The following is a 21,449-nucleotide window of genomic DNA, read 5'->3' as shown; positions in this document are numbered from 1 at the left end:
GGCATGGAGTCGACTTTCCTGAATGGGCAGACCACGCTGATCGGCTTCACTTTCTTGCTTGCCGGGCTGGTCAAGGGTGTGGTGGGGCTTGGGCTGCCTACCGTGGCGGTAGGGCTGTTGGGCCTGGCGATGCCGCCGGCACAGGCCGCAGCGCTGCTGGTCGCGCCTTCCATGGTCACCAACGTCGTTCAGCTCTACACCGGGCCGCGGCTTGGCGAGCTGGCGCGGCGGTTGTGGCCCTTGCTGGCCGCGATCTGCGTGGGCACGTGGCTGGCCGCCGCGTTGCTGCCGCCCAGCCTGATGGTGCATGCCACCGCATGGCTGGGCGCGGCGCTGGTGCTGTACGCGTTGCTGGGGCTGGTGGCTTTCCACCCCAAGGTGCCGCCGGCCGCCGAGGGCTGGCTGGCGCCGCTGATCGGTGTGGTCACCGGCGCGATCACGGCGGTCACGGGCGTGTTCGTGATTCCGGCGGTGCCGTATATCCAGGGGCTGGGCCTGGACCGCGAGACGCTGGTGCAGGCGCTTGGCTTGTCGTTCACGGTGTCCACCATCGCGCTCGCGGTGAGCCTGGCGATGCATGGCGCGCTGTTGCACACGCCGGTGCTGGGGGCGTCGCTGCTGGCACTGGTGCCGGCGCTGGCGGGCATGTTCATCGGGCAGTGGCTGCGCCATCGCATCAGCGCCGCGCGTTTTCGCAAGCTGTTTTTTTGCGGGCTGCTGCTGCTCGGGACCGAGCTGGCCCTGCGCGGGTTGTTCTGATCGGGATGGCGGCGCAGGCGCATTCTTTTGGGGTTGCGCGCGGCGTGCCGGTGCCGCTGCCGGGTGCGCGGCGCGTCGTGCGGTAGGAATGCGCCCACGTGGCGCGGTTTGCACGCAATTGGGCTGACAGCGCGTCCTTGCGCGCGGCATACTGGCTGCTGCGCTGCGGCGAAACACTGCGCATCCAAGCCGGATGCGCACCGCAGGCCGCGCATTCCCGCAACCCCGCGCTGGAGATGCCGCCAATGGCATATCGCCGATGACACGACGCAATCGCAGCGGCACCAAGCTCTGGAATACCTTGAGCAAGATCGCCACCCGCAATGTCCGGCGTGCGCAGCGCACGGTCACGAAGTCCGCGATCCGCTCGGCGGTCAAGCAGGGCGAGGCGATGAGCAAGGCGGCGCAGCGCGTGCTGACCGGCGTTGCCTCGCCGGTGCCAACGCCGGTCAGCCGTGGCGGCGGACGCTGGGAGGAGGGCAGCTGGGGGCTGGGGCCGCTCGTGCAGCGCCGTTACCGGCTGTTTATCCCACCGGGCGTGAGCGCGTCGCGTCCCGCGCCCTTGCTGGTGTTGCTGCACGGCTGTGGCCAGGATACGGCCAGCTTTGCGGCTTGCACCCGCGCGGCTACGCTGGCGCGCAGCGCGGGCTGCGTGGTGCTGATGCCGGAGCAATCGTCGCAAGCCAACGCCCAGCGCTGCTGGAACTGGTTCCGCTCCGCGGCGCGTGTGGTGGCCGAGGCCAGCCTGTTGATGTCGATTGTCGAGCATGTCTGCCAGCAGCAGCCGGTTCGGCGCGAACGCGTCTTCGCGCTTGGCTTGTCGGCGGGCGGGGCTATGGCGGTGATACTGGGGCTGCGCTACCCGGACCGCTTTGTCGCGGTCGGCTCGCATTCCGGGGCGGTGCCGCTCAGCGCGTCCAACGCCGCGCAGGCGGCGCGCGTGATGCACGGCAAGGGCCAGCCCGACGTGGACGCGGCGCGGTTTCAACTAGCGGGGCGCCGCCCGCCGCCATTGCTGCTGCTGCACGGCGATGCCGATCATGTGGTGCATTTCGATAACGCGCTGGCCAGCGCCGCGCTTTGGCAGCAACTGCTGCCGCAGCCACCCGTGCTGGCCAAGCCGCGCCGGGTCCAGCGCGGGCAGCGCCGTGCCTACAGCATCTTTCCCTGGTCGAGCGAGGGCGAGCCCTACATCCGGCTGGTGCGCATCGAAGGGCTGGGGCACGCGTGGAGCGGCGGCCCGTCCAGCCAGGCCTTTGCCGATCCGTCCGGCCCGGATGCATTGCGGATCGCGTGGCAGTTCTTCATGCAGTGCCTGGCGGTGCGCCAGCGTGCCGCGCCAAGGCGGGTGCGCAAGGTGGCCGCCTGACGCCTTGCCTGGCTAGCGCGATTGCGGCGCTTCTATTACCACGTCGCTCTCGGGATACGCCACGCAAGGCAGGATGAACCCCTCGTCGCGCTCGTCGTAGCTCACGCCCGGCCACTCGATGCGGTAGCCGATCCGCCCGGCGGCCAGCCGGCACAGGCAGGTGCGGCAGGTGCCGTTGCGGCAGGAACTTGGGAATTTCAGGCCGGCCTGCAACGCGGCTTCGAGCAGCGTCTGCGTGGGCAGGGCGGGAAAGGTGCTGCCCTGCGGCTCCAGGCGGGCGACAAACGCCGCCGGGGCCACCGGGGCTGCGGTGATGTCGCGGCTCATGACTGCGCTTGCCCCTCGTCCGCTTCGGGAAAGCGCGCTCGGCCATGGGTGGCGTCGCGCAGCGCGGCCCGGGCCGGCGCCAGCAGGCTGGCCGGCAGCCGGATGGTCAGCCGGGCAGCCGCGCCGTGTTCGGCATGCGCCAGCTCGTGGCTCTCCTGCTCGATCCAGCGGCGCACGCGGGCTTCGTCGGCGTAGTCCACCTCCGCAACCAGCTCCGCATAGGCGATGCGCTCGATGCGTTGCGCATCCTTGAGCGCCACGGCGATCACGTCCGTATAGGCGCGTACCAGCCCGCCCGCCCCCAGCTTGACGCCACCGTAATAACGCACCACGGCCGCCAGCACGCCTTCCAGCTCATGGTGGCGCAGCACTTCCAGCATGGGCCGGCCAGCGGTGCCGGATGGCTCGCCGTCGTCAGACATGCCCGACTGGCCCCCCGCGAGCAGCGCCCAGCAGACATGGGTGGCGGTGGCGTGGTCGGCGCGCAGGCGCGCCACTTCGGCCATGGCCGCGGCGCGGTCGGGCACGGGCAATGCAAAGCCGATGAAGCGGCTCTTGCGGATTTCCAGGTCTGACTGGACGGGAGAAGCGAGGGTGTAGGTCGGCACGGGTTGGGCCGCGTCACGGCGCGCGATGCGCAGCGCCGGCGGGCGGAAAGCTAAAAGGAATCGGGGCACCGGATTGGGGCCTGCGCCAGTGTACCGCAGCCGCCCCGGCCGCCCGGATTGTACGAAAGGCCTCCTGGATGTCTGCAAGTTCAGTCAGTTTAAACAAGCTGTAACAAATCATTCATAGGATACGCATCGGCCTGAACGCTGCGCGGTTGTCCCCACGTGCGCGTTGCACGGCAGCGCGCACGGCGCGCCGCCCAATCCTTCACATAACGAAACGGGAAAGAAGAATGCTCGACAAACCGGACGCATCCCGCCGCAAGGCGCTTAAATTCCTGGCTGGCGCCCCCATGCTGCCGCTGGGCCTTGGCGCTACCGCCTTCCTGGTCGGTTGCGGTGGCGATGGCGACGCCGTAGCCGCAACGGCGCCGACGCCCGTCACGCCTGCCGGCGCTACGTTTACGACCGCCGAATTCACCGGCATGGCCGCGCCCACGCTGGAGAACGCAGCCGCGATGGCTACCACCACGGTGGGTTCCAGCCTGAAGGTATCGTTCAGCGACGGCAGCAGCCAGACCTACAAGCTGGCCTACCAGCCCTTCTTCATCACCGGCGACATGGTCCCGGACGGCAAGGGCGGCAGCATCCTCGCCGGCGGCTACTTCGACATCAACAACCAGCCGATCATCGACAAATCGGTGGCCGGCAAGGAACGCCAGTTCTACTCCGACTCGCCCGACGGCACCTCGCTGCTCAAGATCGACGGCGCCAAGGTGGCCGGCGTGAAGGGCAACACGGTCTTCGCCGTGGTCCAGTTCGAGTACACCACGCGTGACCAGGCCGGCGCCAGCGCCTACGGCCGCCTGCCGTCCCCGATCGGCGTGCTGACGCTGGACCAGGACCCGGCCACCGGCAAGCTGACGCTGGTCAAGTACCACAACGTCGATACTTCGTCAGTCAATGGCCTGTGGATTACCTGCGGCGCCAGCCTGTCGCCGTGGAACACCCACCTGTCGAGCGAGGAGTACGAGCCGGACGCCTTCACGGCCAGCACCAACGCGCAGTTCCTGGCGTTCAGCAAGAACCTGCTCGGCACCGCCAGCGTCGTGGCCAACCCGTACTTCTACGGCCACATGCCTGAAGTCACGGTCAATGCCGACGGCACCGCCAGCATCAAGAAGCACTTCTGCATGGGCCGCATCTCGCACGAGCTGGTGCATGTGATGCCGGACAATCGCACGGTGCTGATGGGCGACGACGCCACCAACAGCGGCCTGTTCATGTTCGTGGCCGACAAGGAAAAGGACCTCTCCGCCGGCACGCTGTACGTGGCGAAGGTGGGCGCGGGCTTCTCCATCGACCCGGCCGCCCCCGGCGCCGACCTGACGTGGGTCAACCTGGGACACGCCACCAGCGCCGAAGTCGAGGCCATGGCCAAGTCCAACCTGCCCACCGACATCATGGACGTGCGCACGACCGATCCCTCGGATCCTACCTTCACCAAGATCTTCGTCGGCGGCACCGCCAACTGGATCAAGGTCAACCCGGGCAAGGAGAAGGCCGCGGCCTTCCTGGAAACCCATCGCTACGCCTACCTCAAGGGTGGCAGCATGGGCTTCACCAAGATGGAAGGCACCACCGTCAATATCAAGGACAAGGTGGCCTACTCCGCGCTGCAGAACATGATCGACTCGATGGTCGTCAACAACGCCAAGGGCTGGAACGCACAGAGCAACATCTCGATCCCCACGGCGCTCAACGCAGGCGGCGTGATGCAGCACAACCTTGCCGGCGGCCAGAAGGATCTGGGCGGCGCCGCCATCAACAGCGAATGGGTGCCGGTGCACACCAAGGCGCTGATCGTGGGCAAGGACATCGGTGCGGACCCACTCGGCAACACCGCCGATCCGGACCAGATCGCCAACCCGGACAACCTCAAGTTCTCGGAAAAGCTGCGCACCTTGTTCATCGGCGAGGACAGCGGCCAGCACGTCAACAACTTCCTGTGGGCCTACAACGTAGACACCAAGAAGCTGTCGCGCGTGCTCTCGACCCCGGCTGGCGCGGAATCCACCGGCCTGCATGCGGTGGACGAGATCAATGGCTGGACCTACATCATGAACAACTTCCAGCACGCCGGCGACTGGAGCAGCCTGCACGCCAAGGTCCAGGCCACGCTGGATCCGCTGGTGCGCGCCAACTACAAGGACCGCTTCGGCGCCGCCGTCGGCTACCTGACGGCCGATACCACGAGCGTCAAGACCACTAAGGCGTAAGCGCGGGACAGCTGTTACCCCGGCGCTTTGTTGGGCCCCCGATGACTTTGTCATCGGGGGCTTTTTTTTTGTACTCGCGCGCGTTTGCCAGGGAGACCGGCAAGCGCATCGGCATCACCCCTGGCGCATACCGGGAACGTTTCGGGCCGCCGGCGCGCGGACTGGCTGAGGCAACATGGACGCGGGACCCGTCATGCCTGCTACGCTTGCGGTAAAGAGCGGCTGCCGGGCCAACGCGCCCCCGCGGTTCATACCCATACCCAGACCCACAGCCCAACAGGAGCAACAAGATGCCGAATCAAGACGGCCAACACGACGCGCGCCGCATGGCGCCGGCCACCGACCGCAACCGCGACGCCATCCTGGCCGTGCTGCGGCGGGTCTTGCCGCAGAGCGGCCTGGTGCTGGAAATCGCCAGTGGCACCGGTCAGCACGCCGCTTATTTCTCCGCCGCGCTGGCGGGGCTGACCTGGCAGCCGAGCGACCCCGACGCTGCGGCGCGCGAGTCGATCGCGGGCTGGGCCGAGCATGCCGGGCTGGCCAATGTGCTCGCGCCGCTGGTGCTGGACGTGCGCCAGCAGCCCTGGGGCATCGAGGCGGCGCAGGCGGTGGTGTGCATCAACATGATCCACATCGCGCCATGGTCTGCGGCCGAGGCGTTGTTCGCCGGGGCCGGGCGTTTGCTGCCAGCCGGCGGCGTGCTCTACCTGTATGGCCCGTATCGGCGCAACGGCGAACATACCGCGCCGAGCAATGCCGCCTTTGATGCGCAGTTGCGCAGCGCGAACGCCGATTGGGGCGTGCGCAATATGGAAGACGTGGCGGCGCTGGGCGAGGCCGAGGGCTTTCGCATGGACGAGCCAATCCCGATGCCGGCCAATAATTTCAGCCTGGTATTCCGAAAATAGGAACTTCATCGCCGAATGCGGGCGGATTGGGCCGCGTGCAATGCGTGGCCGAAATTCGACAAAGCGCGATTGAGGATTGGCGCGGAGTGGGGCTAAGTCTTCGCCGAATTGTCTTTGCGCATGCCACCTTAAGCGTTGGCTTAAGACGCGGAGAACGCCCTGGCGGGCAATGCGTGGAATGTGGGAAATGCGGAAAATGCGGGAAATGACAGGCGAAGCCAGGCGGCGCTAATCGGAAAATGCCGATCGGCCAGGGCGTCTTGAATAACCGGGGATATTGTCTGGAGATGTCCGGCTGGCCCTGCAGGGCGCCAGCCAGTTCGCACAAAAGTGGTGCGCGGCGGGGACCGGAGCACGGCGCGGATTACCGCGCGCATGTCCGGGCCACCTGCCGCGCTGGCCCTTGCGCGATTTACTTCGCGGCGACAGGCGCTTCTGCCTCGACCTTGACGGCCACGGCCTTCTTCGGTGCTGCCGGCTTGCGGGCTGCCTTCACGACGGCCTTCTTCGGTGCTGCTGCCTTCGGTGCTGCTGCCTTGGGAGCTGCTGCCTTCTTGGCGGCGGCCGGCTTTGCAGCCTTCTTTGCCACGGCAGCCTTCACCACCGGCTTCTTCGCAGCCGGCTTGGCCTTGGCCTTTTGTGCAGCCAGCTTTTCCTTGGCGGCTTGCTTCTCAGCCAGCACGGCCTTCTTGGCGGCTTCAGCTGCGACCTTGATTTCGCGCTTAGCAGTTTCGATCGCCTTCTTTGCATCAGCGCGCAGCTTCAGCAGGCCCTTCTTTGCAGCGGCCAGTTCGCGAGCCAGCACGCTGGCCTTCTTCGCGGGAACTGCTGCCTTCTTGGCGGCTGCCGGCTTGGTCTTTGCTGCTGCGCTGGTTGCGACTTTCTTTGCTACGGCCATTTGTATTTACCCGTTAGTTGTGGAGCGCGGAGTATAACCGGTCGCGCGACATTGCTCGCGCGGCGTGAATTAACTGCGCAGATTTCTGGTATGAATGCGTGCGCGGATACAACATGTCTTGCACGGCGACGGCATCGGCATTGGATGCGAATAGGGGGTACGTATTGCGTTTAACGCGTATTGACCTGGACTTTGATGCCGTCGGCCAGCACGGTAATGGCGCCCGGCTCGACGTCTTTGCCGGCAACGTGCAATTCTTCCGGCTTGAACGTGTAGAGCGGGTAATCGCGCAGCAGTTGTTGCGCCACGACGGCGCCGATGGCGTTCAGTTGCTCGCTATATTGCGCCGGCATGCCGGCAACCTGGACGCGTTCGACGGAAGGATTGTCGAGCAGCACGGCGCGTTTGGCCGGGTCGTACCTGAGCCCGCTGCTCAGCGAAAGCGTGCCGTTGATCGGTGGCGCGGGCAGCAAGGTGTTGCTGACCTGTGCATCCATCTGCGTGGTCACGCGGTTGTTGGCTTCGTCGAGCAGCAGGCGCGGATGCGTCAGCTGGACGTCGAGCACCTGGGCGTAGCGCAGCCTTGCCGGGAAACGTTTGTCGACGGCGTCCTGCAATTCCTGGCGGGAGAATGTGTAGTCGCCGGTCCAGACGTTATAGCCGGCCCAGGCGCTGGCGGCGACCAGCATGGCAAGTGCGCCGGCGGCGGCGGCGGGCGCGGCTTTGAGCGTTGTCAGGGATTTGCGGGGCCGGGTGCGGCGTTGCGTCGTCGGCATGCTGCGGTGCCTCCAGGTTGGCGTCTTGCGCGTTATCCCTTCTGACCGCGCCTGCGCCGGCTTTGTTCAATTGTCCAATAGTCCAATTGTCGTCCAATTGCCCAGCCTGGCCGCGGGCCATGCGCACGATCAATAGTGCGGCGGGAGTTCGTGCTGGGGGCCGTTGTCGGCGCCGCCGGTGCCGCTGGAGCGCATCTGCTGGTAAAGCGCCTGAAGCTGTTCCTGCAGCAGGTCGATCTGCCGCTGCTGGCGCGCCACGGCGAGATTGAGCGTGTCGAGCAGGTCGTCCTGGAAGGCGACCTTGATTTCTAATTCGGTCAGGCGGGATTCCATTTTGTGTTCTCCATTGGGCCGCGCATTGTAAGGCAGGTGCGGCGCGGCCTTTACTGCATTGTCAGCCTGGCCAGCCGGCCCAGCGTGGCGAGCGCGGCGTCGGTCCGGTCGTCGAAGTCGTGGCCGCAGTTGATGCGCAAGCAATGCCGGAAGCCGCCATGCGCGGAAAAAATCGGGCCGGGCGCGATGCTGATGCCATGCGAGAGCGCATAGCGGTGCAGCGCAAGGCTGTCGGTGCCGGCCGGCATCTCGATCCACAGGAAGTAACCGCCAGCTGGCCGCGTGGCCCGCGTGCCCGGCGGGAAGTGCCGCGCGATGGCCTGCGCGAAGGCGTCCTGGCGCTGCATCAGCGCCTGGCGCAACTGCCGCAGGTGCCGGTCGTAGCCGCCCTTCTCCAGGTAGTGAAGGATAGCGGCTTGCGTTGGCGCCGCCACTGTCAGCGTGCTGGTGAGCTTGGCACGCGCCACTTCGCGCGCGAAGCGTCCGGGCGCGGCCCAGCCGATCCGGTAGCCCGGCGCAAGGCATTTGGAGAAGGATCCGCAGTGCATCACCAGCCCCTGCGTGTCGAACGCCTTGGCCGGGGTGGGGCGCTTGTTGCCGAAGTACAGCTCGCCGTAGACGTCGTCCTCGATCAGCGGCACTTCGAAGCGCGCCAGCAACCGCACCAGTTCGCGCTTCTTGTCGTCGGGCATCAGGCTGCCCAGCGGGTTCTGGAAGTTGGTCATCAGCCAGCACGCGCTCGGGCGGTGGCGTTCCAGCGCGCGGGCGAGGGCGTCGAGCTCGATGCCTTCGCGCGGATGCGTGGGCACCTCGATGGCGCGCAGCCCGTGGCGCTCCAGCGCCTGCAGCGCGCCGTAGAAGGTGGGCGACTCGATGATGACCGCGTCGCCAGGGCGCGTGACGGCCGCCAGGCACAGGTTCAGCGCCTCCAGCGCGCCGTTGGTGATGACGATCTCGTCCGTGTGCACGGTAAGGCCGTCGATCAGGTAGCGCAGGGCAATCTGACGGCGCAGGCCGGCGTTGCCCGGCGTCATGTCGTCTACCGAGCTCCAAGGGTCCAGTTGCTGGACGACTGCCGCCATGGACTTGGCTAGGCGCGGCAGCGGAAACAGCAGCGGACTGGGAAACGCGGAGCCGAGCGGCACCAGCTCCCGCTGCTTGGCCGACGCCAGCACGTCGAAGACCAGTTCGCTGACATTCAGCGTGGTGGATTCGTCCGCCGGTTGCGACGCGGCCTCGGGCTCGGGCGGCAGCACGCGGCTGGTGCTGGCCACGAAGTACCCGGAGCGCTGGCGCGCGATGATCAGCCCGCGCGCCTCCAGCAGGTAGTAAGCCTGGAACACCGTGGAGGGGCTGAGCCCGCGGCTGGCGCTGGCCTGGCGCACGGAGGGCAGGCGATCGCCGGGCCGCAGCGTGCCGGCCTGGATCGAGTGCGCGATATCGTCGGCCAGCGTTTCGTAGAGCGTGCCGGGCGTGGCTTCCCCGTCTCTTGACTGGGGGGTGTCTGGCTTGCTGGGCGGCATTGGAGATCCACTGTTTGGCGTATGTCTGATTTCTGGCAACTGTATCGTATCGGTGCAATGCGCGACACCGTGCATAGGGACACATAAGGATATTCCAGTGTGGCAGATTTGCTGCGGCAACATGTCACGCCGGAATCCCTCTGATCCGGTTATATCGATCCGATCTGATCCTGTTCGGGCCGGCCTTGTCTCCTTAGCATTCAGCGCTGTCCGTAAGAGGCTGTTTCAAAATGAAGCGAAGCGGTTCTGGCTAGGCGCGCGGCCGCAGACAGTACAAGTGGACCGGCCAAGGCCGCGCAACGACGCCAGCATCTTTTTGAAATGGCCTTTAAGCCACGGCCGCCACGGCGCCGTCATGGGAAGTGCAAGGAAATCCATGGATCCCACGAGTCTGTTGTTAGCTACCTTCCTGCTGTCGGTTGGTGGCCTGTTTGCTTTCATCTGGTCGTTGCGCAAGGGCCTGTTCGATCTCGAAGCCGCCGGTGCGCGCACCATCTTCGCGCCCGGCGAGGTCGGCCAGCCTGAGGAGCCGTCGAGCGATGCGGCGCAGCGCCAGGCGCTCTGGGTGGGCGCGGCGTCCAGCCGGGAGGCGCCTGCCGCCACCGCCGCCGCGCGAGCCGATCTTGAGGCGGAGCTGGCGGCGAGGCATGAGGCCGATCGCTCCAGCGCCCTGCCGGCCCTGCTGATGCTGAGTTGTGCCGTGGTCTGGCTGGTGGTGGCGTCCGCCGCCGGCCTGCTTAGTTCGCTCAAGCTGCATATGCCCGACCTGCTGACCGGGCAGGCCTGGCTTTCCTTCGGCCGCTTGCGCACGCTGCACCTGAACGCGGTCGCCTACGGCTGGGCCCCGATGGGGCTGCTCGGGCTGACGCTGTGGATGCTGCCCCGGCTGCTGCGCACGCCGCTGCTGGGCGGGCGCTTTGCCATGATCGGCGCGCTGGTCTGGAATGCGGGGCTGGTGGCGGGGCTCGGCAGCATTGCCGTGGGCATCAACGCCGGCCTGGAGTGGCTGGAGATCCCCTGGCAGGTGGGCCTGCTGTTCGCGCTGGGCGGGATGATGATCGGCCTGCCGCTGGCGTTCATGCTGCAAAAGCGCCGTGTGCATCATCTGTACGTGTCGGTCTGGTACATCGGCGCGGCCCTGTTCTGGTTCCCGGTGCTGTACGTGGTGGCCAAGATCCCGGGCGTGCATTTCGGCGTGGAGCAGGCCACCATGAACTGGTGGTTCGGGCACAACGTGCTGGGCCTGTTCTATACGCCGCTGTCGCTCGCCTCGGTCTATTACTTCCTGCCCAAGGTGATCGGGCGGCCGGTGCGCTCGTATAACCTGTCGCTGCTGGGCTTCTGGACGCTGGCGTTCTTCTACGGCCAGGTCGGCGCGCACCACCTGATCGGCGGCCCGATTCCGCCGTGGCTGATCACGCTGTCGATCGTGCAGAGCGTGATGATGATCATCCCGGTGACCGCGTTCTCGGTGAACCAGCACCTGACACTCAAGGGCAATTTTGGCGCGCTGCGCCACTCGGCCACGCTGCGCTTCATCGTGTTCGGCGCCATCATGTACACGCTGGCGTCGGTGCAGGGCTCGTTCGAGGCGCTGCGCTCGCTCAACGCGGTGACGCACTTCACGCACTTCACGGTGGCGCACGCGCACCTGGGCATGTACGGCTTCGTGTCGATGGTGATCTTCGGCGGCATCTACTTCGCGCTGCCGCGCATCGTCGACGCACCGTGGCCCCGGCCCGCGCTGATCTCGCTGCATTTCTGGCTGGTGGTGGCGGGCTTCTCCACCTACCTCATCACGCTGAGCATCGGCGGCGTGCTGCAGGGCCTGGCGCTGCTGGACCCGGCGCGTCCCTTCATGGAATCGGTGACGGTCACGCTGCCCTGGCTGCAGGGGCGTTCGCTGGGCGGCGCGTTGATGACGCTCGGCCATCTGGTCTTTGCCTTTCACTTTGCCTTGATGGTCTTGCGTCCTTCGGCGCTGGCGCAGACCGATCGCATGGTTTCCCAAGCGGCTGCCTGAACATGGAAAACGAACTCAAACTTGTGGGCGGGGCCATGGTCACGCTCTCGCTCGCCACCTCGGCCATGATCGTGGTGCCCTTCCTGCAGCTCAAGGATGTGCCCGCGCCGGCGGCGCTGGCGCCCTACACCAGCGAGCAGTTGCGCGGGCGCGAGGTGTATCTCGCCAACGGCTGCATCGCCTGCCATACGCAGCAGCCCAGCTCCACCGGCGCGGGCCGCGCCGACGGCGCGCGCGGCTGGGGCCGCCCGTCCGTGGCGGCGGACTACCACTACGACAGCCCGCCGTTGCTTGGCACCATGCGCACCGGCCCCGACCTGTTCAATATCGGCGTGCGCCAGCCGAGCGCCGACTGGCACCTAGGCCATCTCTACCAGCCGCGCGCCTACGTGGCGGAGAGCATCATGCCGGGCTATCCGTTCCTGTTCGAGCTCAAGCCGGAGGGCGCCGTCGGCAAGAGCGACAAGGTGGTCGCGCTGCCCGGCGGCACGGTGCCGCCGGGCAAGGTGGTGGTGGCCACGCCGCAGGCGCTGGACCTGGTCGCCTACCTGATTGGCCTGCGCCACACCTACCCGGTGGTGGAGCAAGCCGTAGCGGCGGGCGCAACCGGCCTGCCGCCGCAGCGCGCCACGCTGGCATCCGTTTCGACCGCGCCGTCCAACCCGTTCGGTGCGGTCGCTTCTTCTCAATCCTCCATCTCCAGCCCGCCGGCGCCACGCGCGCCCGGCGCGCAAGCCAGCCACGATGAAGCCCTCGCAAGCCCATAAGACAGAGAACGCCGATCCCGTTGAGCAGCACAACCCGGTGCCCAAGATCGTGCTGGCGCTGGTGTGCGGCCTGCTGGTCTGGGCCATCAGCTACATCTTGATCGAGCGCGCCGATGGCAGCGCCGCGCTGGGCGACCGGCGCGACCTGGCCGCGCTGGCAGCGCCGGCGGGGCAGGGCCGCGTAGCCGACGGCAAGCTATTGTTCGCCGCCAATTGCCAGGCTTGCCACCAGGCCAGCGGGCAAGGCATTCCCGGCGTGTTCCCGCCGCTGGCAGGCTCCCCCTGGGTCAACGACGACCCGGACCGCCTCGCGCAGATCCTGCTGCACGGCATGACCGGCCCGCTGGAGGTGCTCGGCACCACCTACAACGGCGCCATGCCGGCCTTTGGCGAGCAGTTTTCCGACCAGGAGATCGCGGCGCTGGCCACCCATATCCGCAGCCAGTGGGGCAATGGCGCCGCGCCGGTCGAGGCCGCGCAGATCGCGGCGGCGCGCGCGGCTTCCGTCGCGCAAAATGCGCCATGGCACGGCGGCGAAGCGCTGCAGGCATTCATGACTACGGGAGGTGTCCCCAAGCCATGACGCGTGCGTGGAGCAAGACGCTGGCGATGGTTGCGCTCGTGCTGGTGCTGGCCGGTGCGGCGGTGTTCGCCACAACGCGCGGCTTGCGCACGGTCAGCGCCGATGGCGCCCGGCGCCTGGACCTGGCGCGCGCCCCGCGCGAGCTGCCAGCGCTGGCCTTGTTCGACCAGGCGGGCCGGCAGCTCGCTTTTGGCGGCCCCATGCCGCAGGGCGAGGGCGCTGGCAAGCGCGACAGGCCCGTCACGCTGGTGACCTTCGTCTACACCCGATGCCTGGCAATCTGCCGCACCAGCGCGTCGGGGCAGGCCTGGCTGCAGCAGCAATTGCGCGAGCGCGGCCTGCAGGACCGCGTGCGCCTGCTGACGCTCTCCTTCGACCCGGCGCGCGATACGCCCGCCGCGCTGTGGGCCTATGCGCGCACGCTGCGCGCCGATCCCGCCATCTGGACCTTCGCCACGGTGGCCGAGCCCGCGCGCTTGCGTGGCCTGCTCGACGCCTTCGGCATCGTCGTGCTGCCCGACGGGCTGGGCGGCTACTCGCACAATGCCGCGCTGTTCCTGGTCGATACTCAAGGCCGGCTGGCTGCCGCCTATGACGTGGAGCGGCCGGACCTGGCGCTGGCCGACGTGCTGCGCAGCCAGCTGTGAAGGTGCGGCTTGCACCTGGCTGGCAAGCCTGCCTGCCCGGCTTGATGCTGGCCGTGGCCGCGTTGTTGCGCCCCTGGCTGGAGGCGACCATGGCCAGGCATATGGGCCTGGAATTGCCGCTGCTGGCACTTGCCGGCTGGTGGGCGGCGCGCTGTGCCGGGCCGCGGCTTGCGCCCTGGCTGGCGCCATGGAACGCGGCGGGGCTGCCGGGCCTGCTGGCGGCGTGGTGCATCGTCAGCTACTGGATGCTGCCGGTGGCGCTGGACGCAGCCACGCTGGCGGGCCCCATGGGCATGGCCAAGGTGGCGAGCATGGTGCTGGCGGGGCTGCTGGCGCGCGCCTCGTGGCAAGCGGCCGGCCCCGTGGTGCAGGGCTTCTTTGTCATCAACGGCGCCTGGATGATGCTGAGCGTCGGGTTGCTGTACCAGGAGGCGGAGTCGCAACTGTGCAGCACCTATCTGGTCGACGAGCAACTGGCGGCAGGCCGGGTGCTGGTGCTGTGGGGGCTGGCCTTGCTGGCGATGTGGCTGTTTGCCGTCGCCAGCCGGCTAGCGGTGGATCGTGAGCCGGTCACCTAGGCCCGCAAGACCACCCGCGGACCGGACAGCATTGCCATGCTAATTGACGTGGTGTAACGTTATGCGGTCCTCCGGGACCCGGGTGCTTGTTTGTTTCTCCGCACCGGCCTGCTTACGGATTCCCATGCATCAAGTTGCGCACAACGCCTTTGCCGCCATCGCGACCCGTCCGGGCGCGGCGCGGCCGTGCGCCGCCTTCATACCGTTCGCACCGCCTGTCACTTCTGCGCCGCGCACGCGGGCCGGCCTTGCGCCGCCGCCCCCGGCCGTGCTGGGCTGATCGTCAGCCCGTCTTTTTTCGGCTTCTTCCTTCTTCGGCTGGTTCCCGCCTGATGCCAGGGCGCCTTCGCGTCCGCGCGGCGTCAGTGTGCCGGGGCGCGCCGGAGTTTTACGGATAACCGTGACAGGTGAAACCCATGGACTTGAACAAAAACGCACTGAGCGCGCATGGCTCGACCACGCTTTTCGTGCTGCTATGGAGCAGCGGCGCCATCTTTGCGCGCCTCGGGCTTGAATACGCTTCGGCCTTTGCCTTGCTGGCCGCGCGCTTTGCACTGGCGCTGGCCGTGCTGCTGGTGCTCGCGGCCTGGCGGCGGCACTGGTTGCCGCAGCCCGGCACGCGCTTGCAGGTGGTCTGCTCCGGGCTGCTGCTGACCGGCGCGTATTCGATCTTCTACCTGCTGGCGCTGGCGCGGGGCATGACGCCGGGCGTGCTGGCCACGCTGCTGGGCGTGCAGCCGATCTTGACCTTGCTGCTGGTGGAGCGGCGCTTTTCCGCGCGCCGGCTGGCAGGCCTGGCGGTGGCGTTGGGCGGGCTGGTGCTGGTGGTCTACCAGGGGATAGCGGTGGCGCGGATCTCGCTGCCGGGGATGGGCTTTGCGCTCTGCGCGCTGGCATGCATGACGATCGGCGCCATCCTGCAAAAGCGCATCCGGCAAGCACCGCTTGACGTGATGCCGTTGCAATACGGCGCGGGCCTGGCGCTGTGCCTGTTGTTCGTGCCGTTCCAGCCGATGGCGGTGGTGCCCTCGGCGGGCTTCGCGCTGTCGCTCGGTTGGCTCGCGCTGGTGATTTCGGTGGGCGCCACGTTGCTGCTCTACCGGCTGATCCAGGCGGGCAACCTGGTCAACGTCACCAGCCTGTTCTACCTGGTGCCGGCCGTGACCGCGCTGATGGATTACCTGTTCCTGGGCAATCGCCTTGCTGCGTTGAGCCTGGCAGGCATGGTGGCGATCGTGCTTGGGCTGGTGCTGGTGTTCAGCCAGAAAGCGGACAGCCTGGGGTAGCCCGGTCGCCTGAAAGCCAAGCCGGCCCCGGCCGCTACGCGCCGAAGAGGCGCGCCGCGGCCGGGGCCGGCTTGCAGCGTCGTGCCGCGAATCAGGCGTGTGCGAGCAGCCTTTCCGTGCGCCGCGCCGGCAGCGCGAGCGTTGGCACGGCTTGCAGCAGGGGCGCGGCAACGGTGCCCACCTCGAAACGCGCGGGCGCTTCCTTGGCCAGGCGGCGCAGCCGCTCCAGCCGGGCTTCCACGCGTGCGTCGGGCTGCGTGTCGAGGCACAGGGTAGACGGGCACGCCACGCCGAGCATATCCAGCGCCTGCTTGAAGTTGGCCGGCGTCAGGCCCTCGGCCGGATTCACGCTGACCACGTGCGGCAGCAGGTGCGCGTATTGCGGGTCTTGCATCGACGCCGTGTCGCAGGTCAGGATGGCAAAGGCCTGTGGTGCCGGGCGGTGCGCAAAATAGGCTGCGATGCGGGCTGCGTGGCCGCCGGGCATGTCGGGGGTCATGCCTTCCACCTGCAGGTCGAGCTGCTGCAGGATGGCGGCGGGAACGCCGCGGCGCCATGCCTCGGATACCACCACGCGCGCACCGGCCAGGCCGAACAGGCGCCGCACGAATCCGAGCGCGACGGGATCGAAGAAGCGGACGTCGCGCAAGGTGCCGGTATCGGGGATTCCGCCCAGCCGAGCCTCGGAGCGGCTCGAATAGAGGACACCGGGGACGTCAAGCATGATGAGGCGTTCGGACATGATTTCCTATTGGGTTGCAGCGCCGGTTGGCACGTTTGAAGATTACGACGCATCCGCGAAAATCTGGAGAGGCGAGAAGTGCCTAAGTTGCAACATATCTGTAACTTGAGATGCGACTTCGTAAAAATCAGCGATTCGCCCGGGCTAGTTGTTTCGGCGCGAAACAATTAGCCCGGGCGATTCCGGTTTTCATGAACCCGGCAAGCGGCGCCAGCGGGGCTTTACAGCATGCCGGTGACGGCTGCCAGCCGCTCGATGCTCCAGCCTTTGCCCAGCAGGATCATGCGCGTGTGCAGGTCGTCATGCACTTCGCGGCTGACTTCCTGCCCGAGATAGGTCAGCGTCTTGTAGCGCAGGTCCACATAACCCAGCACATGGTCCTTCGATAGCGAGTGCCACAAGGCATTGGCGCCGGCGGACTGCCGCGCGCCCGTCATCAGGCACAGGCCGGCGTCCAGCCCCCAGCGGTAGATCGCGGTGGCCAGCCCGCGGCGCTGGTAGGCCGTCTCGTACTTGGAGTGCGGCGCGCGCAGGTAGTGGTCGGCGCGCCGCCCCACCTCGATCAGGCGGTTGAAGACCGTGTAGCCCGCCAGGCGCTTGCGCGCCACGTCCTCCACATAGACGTAGTACTCGCCATCCGCCTCGCGGTAGCGGATCACCAGCTCCGGCGCGTCGGTGGCGATCGCCGGGATGCCGTGGAGGCGGTCGCCCGGCCGGTGCAGGCGGCCGTAGATGGAACCGAACTCCTGGTCGAGCTCGGCGGGGCGGTGGCTGACATCGATGCGCAGCTCTAGCCTGCGCGCAAGCCACGGAAGCGCCAAGCTCGGCGCCATGATGGACATGTCGTTCTTTCTCCTGGAGGCGCGGTGGTTAGACCGGCATGTGCTGGAAGCCCCGTGCCAGGGCAAACACCACGACCATGAAGAAGGCCAGGACCAGCAAGACTTTGTAGAACATTGCTTATCTCCCAAGTGAAGGGTGAGAACGATGAGAACGCGAGAACGCGAGAACGCGAGAACGGTGAAGGAACAAGGGCAAGGCGTGCGGTGGCATATCAGCACATGGCAGGTTCCTCCCACCACCCGCTCACCAGGCCTTCGGGCTTGCGCGCCGCCAGCACCTTCGCGCTCGCCGGCCATGCATCGACCCTGACATCCAGGCCGGCGTACACGCCATAGCCAACGCCCGCGCGGATCTCGTCGCCCGCCTGCAAGCCTTCGCCCGCCTTGATGGCGCATTCGGCAACGATGGCCTCGAGCGCCTTGATGCCCCAGCCGGCCTCCAGATGCATGCCGCAGCGAATGGAAGCGCCGCACTCGATGCCGTGGCCGGCGCGCACGGTGTGGCGCGCATCGATGACACCGCCGGCGCGGATGCTCTTGCCGCAGTGAATGGCCGCTTGCCCGATCAGGTCCTGCCCGGCCACCGCGCTGCCGGCAAGCGCGATCTTGCCGCCGCACAGCACATCCCAGCCGGCCTTGAGGTTGCCGCCACCGGTGATCGCGTCCTGCACGTCGATGCCCCACGCAGCCCTGATATCGCCGCCCGCTTCGAGCACGCCGCCACTATGGATGCCGCCGGCCGCCGCGAGGCTGTCACCGGCCACGATGGCGCGGCCCGCGCGTATGCCGCCGCCGGCCTGGATGCTGCCCCCGGCGCGCAGCGTGGTCCCGACGTCGATGCAGCCGCGCACCACCAGCGAGCCGGCAAAGACCACGGCATCGGCGTCGATGCTGTCCACGGCGAGTACGGCGTCGGTGGGGCCGAACTGTGTGAGTAGCCAGCAGGCGTCGTCAACGCGGCCGTCATCGACGAGGGCGTCGAGCAGGTGCTGGTAGTCGCTGCCGCCCTGGCGATTGCGGACGAACCAGCGGTAGCCATCGGCGCAGGGGCGCTTGGCTTTGACAAAATTCTTGGTGAGCTCCATGGCGATGAAGGCGTGCGAAGTGAATGCCGCGAACGCGCCGCGGCAGGAAAAAGGCGTGCAGGGCCATGACGGGGCGACGGCTAAGCCGTGGCCCCGTGCTCAATCAGAGATTGATGAGAAAGTAGACGACGGCGACGGTGCCGATCGCACAGAGGGTCTTGTGATAGATCGAAGACGAAGACATGGCTTTTCTCCCAGGTTGCACATTGGACAAGGGGCGCGATGCGCGCCCTCAGGCAAAGTGCCGTGCGGGGAAAGTCAGGACCTGGCTGGTGTGTCCTGGTTTCCCCGCACGGCCTGGAAAAGCACGGCGGCGAAACCATAGGTGTTGACCGCGGCCGGTGTGGCGCGGAGCGAGCGCACGCCGCCCTTGGCCGCGCACGCACGCGTTGCCACCGCATGCATGGCATGGCGGCGGACTGCGTTGCGGTGCGAGGCGAGGAGCATGCGGTCTCGAATGAAGGGTGGAAAATCCTGGCAAGCGTGCTGCCGTTTTTTAAGGCAGCACATACGCTTATGCCATATCGGGTAGGGATTGTCCAGCCAGCCCCCTCGCGGGCTGACGCGAAAGGGGGGCATTCTGGCCGGGCACCTCGGCTAGAATCGTGCGTCTTCACGAGAGGGGGCGCCACATGCTCGAAGCCATCGGCCTGGGCAAATCGTATGGCACGCGGTGGTGGTGAAGGATGTTGCCTTCACCGTCGCTGGCGGCGAGATCACGGGCCTGCTGGGGCCCAACGGGGCCGGCAAGAGCACCACGGTAGCGATGCTGTGCGGCCTGGTCGCCCCCGATGCCGGGCGCGTTCTCATCGGTGGCTGCGCGCTGCAGGATGCCGGCGCGCGTGCGGTGAGCCTGCTCAAGCGCCGCATCGGGCTGGTGCCCCAGGAGCTGTCGCTCTACGAGGAACTGCCGGCGCGCGCCAACCTGGAATTGTTCGGCGCGCTCTATGGCATGTCGGGTGCTTTGCTGCGCGAGCGCACGGCCCAGGCACTTGCGCTGGTGGGTTTGTCCGAGCGCGCACGGGACAAGCCTGCGCATTTCAGCGGCGGCATGAAGCGCCGCCTGAACATTGCCTGCGCGCTGGTCCACGATCCCGACATCCTGATCTTCGACGAGCCCACCACCGGGGTCGACCCGCAGAGCCGCAACGCCATCTTCGACAGCCTGGAAGCGCTGCGCGAGCGTGGCAAGGCGCTGCTCTACACCACGCACTACATGGAAGAGGCCGAGCGCCTGTGCGATCGCATCGTGATCATGGACCACGGGCAGGTGGTGGCCAGCGATACGCTGGCCGGGCTCTATGGCCGGTTGCCGGTAGCCCAGACGCTGCAGGTCACGGTCGACGGCGTGGTCGATGCCGCGCAACTGGCGCATGACTGCGCTGCGCACCACGTTCGTCACGCGCAGCAAAGCGCAGACGTGCTGACCATTGGCGTAGACGATCTCGCGGGCGCCGTGCCCGCGGTGATGGCCTGGCTGGCCGCCCGTGGCCACGCGGTGCGGCACCTGGCGTCGGGCCGGGCCACGCTGGAGGATGTGTTCCTGGCCCTGACCGGGCGGCAACTGAGGGACAGAGCATGAGCGCGTTGAATGCACTGCGTGCCTTGTTCGCACTGGTCCGCGCGGACTTGCGGCTGTATTTCTCGGATCGCAGGGCGCTCGTCATGGGCGTGGCCGCGCCGATTGCCATCGCGGCATTCTTCGGCTACCTGTTCAACCCCGCCACGCAGAAGCCATCGCGCATCCCGGTGGCGCTCAGCGACCTCGATGACAGTCCCTTGTCGCAGAAGATCGTCGCGGCGTTGCGGCAGGATCCCGCATTGCAGTTGCGCGAGCTGCCGGCCCAGGCCGCCGACGATGCGGTGCGGCAAGGCAAGGTGCAGGTGGCCGTAACCTTGCCGGGCGGCTTCGGCGAGGCGGCGCCGCGCGCGCTGTTCGGCGCGCGGCCCAAGCCGGTGCTGACGTTGCGCTACGATCCCTCGCAGGCGCTCGCGCTGGCAGTGGTGCGTGGTGTGCTGACCCAGCACGTGATGGAAAGCGTATCGCAGGCGGCAATGGGCAGCGGGCCGGATGCGGCCCGGCCGCTCGGCGCGCTGCGGGGCGCAATGGCAGCGAATCCGGACCTCCCGGCCGCGTACCGCCAGGATGTGCTGGCAATGGCCGACAGCATCGAGCGCGTGCAGCGGGCGCAGGCGGCGCGCGACGCGAGCGGGCCGGACGCGCCAGGCATGCCCAGCATGCGGATGGGGCTGCCGTTTGAGGCGCGCGAGCAGCCGGCCAGCGCGCAGGGCGGCCGTCCCTACAACAGCTACGCGCATGCCTTCGCCGGCATGGGTGTGCAGTTCATCCTCTTCATGGGCATCGAGTTTGGCGTAGGGCTGCTGCTGATGCGCCGCCTTGGCCTGTGGCAGCGCCTGCGTGCCGCGCCGGTGTCGCGCGCTGCGCTGCTGGGCAGCCGCATCGTCAGCGGCGCGCTCACGGCCGTGATCCTGATGGCGCTGATCTTCGGCGCCGCCATTGCGTTCTTTGGTGTGCGCATCGATGGCAGCGTGGCCGGCTTTGCAGGGGTGGTGATGGCCTTTGCCCTGACCACCGCCAGCTTCGGCCTGCTGGTGGCAGCGCTCGGGCGCACGCCGGCGGCCACGCGCGGGCTGGCGATCTTCGCCACCTTGCTGATGGTGATGCTGGGCGGCGCGTGGGTGCCGGCCTTCCTGTTCCCGTCCTGGCTGCAATCGGTGTCGCTGGCCTTGCCCACGCGCTGGGCCGTGGACGGGCTGGACGCAATGACCTGGCGCGGGCTGCCGCTGCAGGCCGCGCTGGCGCCGATCGGTGTGTTGCTGGCCTTTGCCGCGCTGTTCGCGCTGCTGGCGATCTGGCGTTTCGATTGGGAGGAGCCAGCGGCTAGCGCATAACAGGCACCAACGATGGCTGCGCTGACGCGGGGGGTGCGTTTTGAGGTGGGGTTTTTATGCTGCTAGCTGCTGGCGTGGCGTCATTGGGGTCCCCAATGGTCTCGTCGTACGGCCCCGGGTGTTAATGGACTCGTGCCGTAACCGGTTCAGAGCACCACGACCCGGGCAATGCCCAGGGATTCGTGGTGGTCCCCCCGGTAGTG

Annotated in this window: 21 protein-coding genes and 1 pseudogene; 12 read left to right on the top strand and 10 right to left on the bottom strand. The window is 67.5% G+C overall.

The genetic code is table 11. The features are described 5' to 3' along the window. Positions 1-3 precede the first annotated feature (3 nt). On the top strand, positions 4-759 hold the full coding sequence (locus AC1DQR_RS13040; RefSeq protein ID WP_416051383.1) for a sulfite exporter TauE/SafE family protein: 756 nt from the start codon (positions 4-6) through the stop codon (positions 757-759). Positions 760-1,018: 259 nt separating this feature from the next. Beyond that, a complete protein-coding gene (locus tag AC1DQR_RS13035) occupies positions 1,019-2,128 on the top strand; it encodes an extracellular catalytic domain type 1 short-chain-length polyhydroxyalkanoate depolymerase (protein ID WP_416051384.1) in 1,110 nt (369 codons plus the stop codon). Positions 2,129-2,140: 12 nt separating this feature from the next. On the opposite strand, the gene AC1DQR_RS13030 is transcribed toward AC1DQR_RS13035, so the two are convergent. Further along, complete coding sequence (locus tag AC1DQR_RS13030) at positions 2,141-2,455, bottom strand: 2Fe-2S iron-sulfur cluster-binding protein (protein WP_253929661.1); 315 nt, start codon at positions 2,453-2,455, stop codon at positions 2,141-2,143. Beyond that, on the bottom strand, positions 2,452-3,063 hold the full coding sequence (locus AC1DQR_RS13025; RefSeq protein WP_477133169.1) for an IMPACT family protein: 612 nt from the start codon (positions 3,061-3,063) through the stop codon (positions 2,452-2,454). The genes AC1DQR_RS13030 and AC1DQR_RS13025 overlap by 4 nt, the downstream gene beginning before the upstream one ends. 293 nt (positions 3,064-3,356) lie before the next feature. On the opposite strand from AC1DQR_RS13025, the gene AC1DQR_RS13020 reads away from it, so the two are divergent. Continuing rightward, positions 3,357-5,342: a PhoX family protein gene (locus tag AC1DQR_RS13020; protein ID WP_416051385.1), complete on the top strand. Its 1,986-nt coding sequence runs from the start codon at positions 3,357-3,359 to the stop codon at positions 5,340-5,342. Between the two features lie 290 nt (positions 5,343-5,632). Further along, a complete protein-coding gene (locus AC1DQR_RS13015) occupies positions 5,633-6,250 on the top strand; it encodes a DUF938 domain-containing protein (RefSeq protein WP_309407482.1) in 618 nt (205 codons plus the stop codon). A 412-nt stretch (positions 6,251-6,662) separates the two neighbouring features. On the opposite strand, the gene AC1DQR_RS13010 is transcribed toward AC1DQR_RS13015, so the two are convergent. The 4 genes from AC1DQR_RS13010 to AC1DQR_RS12995 all read right to left on the bottom strand — a co-directional run bounded on the left by AC1DQR_RS13010 (position 6,663) and on the right by AC1DQR_RS12995 (position 9,780). Beyond that, entirely contained in the window at positions 6,663-7,148 is a 486-nt protein-coding gene (locus AC1DQR_RS13010; protein ID WP_477133117.1) for a fumarate hydratase, read from the bottom strand. Between the two features lie 170 nt (positions 7,149-7,318). Further along, positions 7,319-7,837: a DUF1439 domain-containing protein gene (locus tag AC1DQR_RS13005; RefSeq protein ID WP_416053347.1), complete on the bottom strand. Its 519-nt coding sequence runs from the start codon at positions 7,835-7,837 to the stop codon at positions 7,319-7,321. A gap of 216 nt (positions 7,838-8,053) precedes the next feature. Then, on the bottom strand, positions 8,054-8,257 hold the full coding sequence (locus AC1DQR_RS13000; RefSeq protein WP_150985171.1) for a SlyX family protein: 204 nt from the start codon (positions 8,255-8,257) through the stop codon (positions 8,054-8,056). A 50-nt stretch (positions 8,258-8,307) separates the two neighbouring features. Next, complete coding sequence (locus AC1DQR_RS12995) at positions 8,308-9,780, bottom strand: aminotransferase-like domain-containing protein (RefSeq protein ID WP_416051387.1); 1,473 nt, start codon at positions 9,778-9,780, stop codon at positions 8,308-8,310. A 376-nt stretch (positions 9,781-10,156) separates the two neighbouring features. Here AC1DQR_RS12995 and AC1DQR_RS12990 point away from each other — a divergent pair, with 376 nt between their 5' ends. From AC1DQR_RS12990 to AC1DQR_RS12965, 6 genes and pseudogenes are all read left to right on the top strand, one after another. Next, entirely contained in the window at positions 10,157-11,803 is a 1,647-nt protein-coding gene (locus tag AC1DQR_RS12990; protein WP_150985172.1) for a cbb3-type cytochrome c oxidase subunit I, read from the top strand. A gap of 2 nt (positions 11,804-11,805) precedes the next feature. After that, positions 11,806-12,387: pseudogene (locus AC1DQR_RS12985) on the top strand (cbb3-type cytochrome c oxidase subunit II); the annotation flags it as partial. A 160-nt stretch (positions 12,388-12,547) separates the two neighbouring features. Next, entirely contained in the window at positions 12,548-13,153 is a 606-nt protein-coding gene (locus AC1DQR_RS12980) for a c-type cytochrome (RefSeq protein WP_416051388.1), read from the top strand. Then, on the top strand, positions 13,150-13,800 hold the full coding sequence (locus AC1DQR_RS12975; protein WP_416051389.1) for an SCO family protein: 651 nt from the start codon (positions 13,150-13,152) through the stop codon (positions 13,798-13,800). The genes AC1DQR_RS12980 and AC1DQR_RS12975 overlap by 4 nt, the downstream gene beginning before the upstream one ends. Next, the gene (locus tag AC1DQR_RS12970; protein ID WP_416051390.1) at positions 13,797-14,378 is read left to right on the top strand and encodes a hypothetical protein; all 582 of its coding nucleotides are present in this window, start codon (positions 13,797-13,799) and stop codon (positions 14,376-14,378) included. The genes AC1DQR_RS12975 and AC1DQR_RS12970 overlap by 4 nt, the downstream gene beginning before the upstream one ends. Positions 14,379-14,794: 416 nt before the next feature. Beyond that, a complete protein-coding gene (locus AC1DQR_RS12965) occupies positions 14,795-15,664 on the top strand; it encodes a DMT family transporter (protein ID WP_416051391.1) in 870 nt (289 codons plus the stop codon). Between the two features lie 91 nt (positions 15,665-15,755). On the opposite strand, the gene AC1DQR_RS12960 is transcribed toward AC1DQR_RS12965, so the two are convergent. The 4 genes from AC1DQR_RS12960 to AC1DQR_RS12945 all read right to left on the bottom strand — a co-directional run bounded on the left by AC1DQR_RS12960 (position 15,756) and on the right by AC1DQR_RS12945 (position 18,780). Continuing rightward, the gene (locus AC1DQR_RS12960; RefSeq protein WP_416051392.1) at positions 15,756-16,406 is read right to left on the bottom strand and encodes an HAD domain-containing protein; all 651 of its coding nucleotides are present in this window, start codon (positions 16,404-16,406) and stop codon (positions 15,756-15,758) included. 221 nt (positions 16,407-16,627) lie between these two features. Further along, positions 16,628-17,248, bottom strand: a complete 621-nt coding sequence (locus AC1DQR_RS12955; RefSeq protein WP_416051393.1) for an N-acetyltransferase — start codon at positions 17,246-17,248, stop codon at positions 16,628-16,630. 212 nt (positions 17,249-17,460) lie between these two features. Continuing rightward, on the bottom strand, positions 17,461-18,333 hold the full coding sequence (locus tag AC1DQR_RS12950; protein WP_416051394.1) for a hypothetical protein: 873 nt from the start codon (positions 18,331-18,333) through the stop codon (positions 17,461-17,463). Positions 18,334-18,591: 258 nt separating this feature from the next. Beyond that, positions 18,592-18,780: a hypothetical protein gene (locus AC1DQR_RS12945; protein ID WP_416051395.1), complete on the bottom strand. Its 189-nt coding sequence runs from the start codon at positions 18,778-18,780 to the stop codon at positions 18,592-18,594. Between the two features lie 232 nt (positions 18,781-19,012). On the opposite strand from AC1DQR_RS12945, the gene AC1DQR_RS12940 reads away from it, so the two are divergent. Both AC1DQR_RS12940 and AC1DQR_RS12935 read left to right on the top strand, forming a co-directional pair. Next, the gene (locus AC1DQR_RS12940; RefSeq protein ID WP_477133116.1) at positions 19,013-19,915 is read left to right on the top strand and encodes an ABC transporter ATP-binding protein; all 903 of its coding nucleotides are present in this window, start codon (positions 19,013-19,015) and stop codon (positions 19,913-19,915) included. Next, positions 19,912-21,246, top strand: a complete 1,335-nt coding sequence (locus AC1DQR_RS12935; protein WP_416051397.1) for an ABC transporter permease — start codon at positions 19,912-19,914, stop codon at positions 21,244-21,246. Before AC1DQR_RS12940 ends, AC1DQR_RS12935 begins: the two co-directional genes overlap by 4 nt. Positions 21,247-21,449: the final 203 nt, after the last annotated feature.

This window comes from Cupriavidus sp. 05L411 (assembly GCF_056398045.1).
The sequence above is the reverse complement of the archived record's forward strand: the minus strand, read 5'-3'. Positions and strand labels throughout refer to the sequence as shown.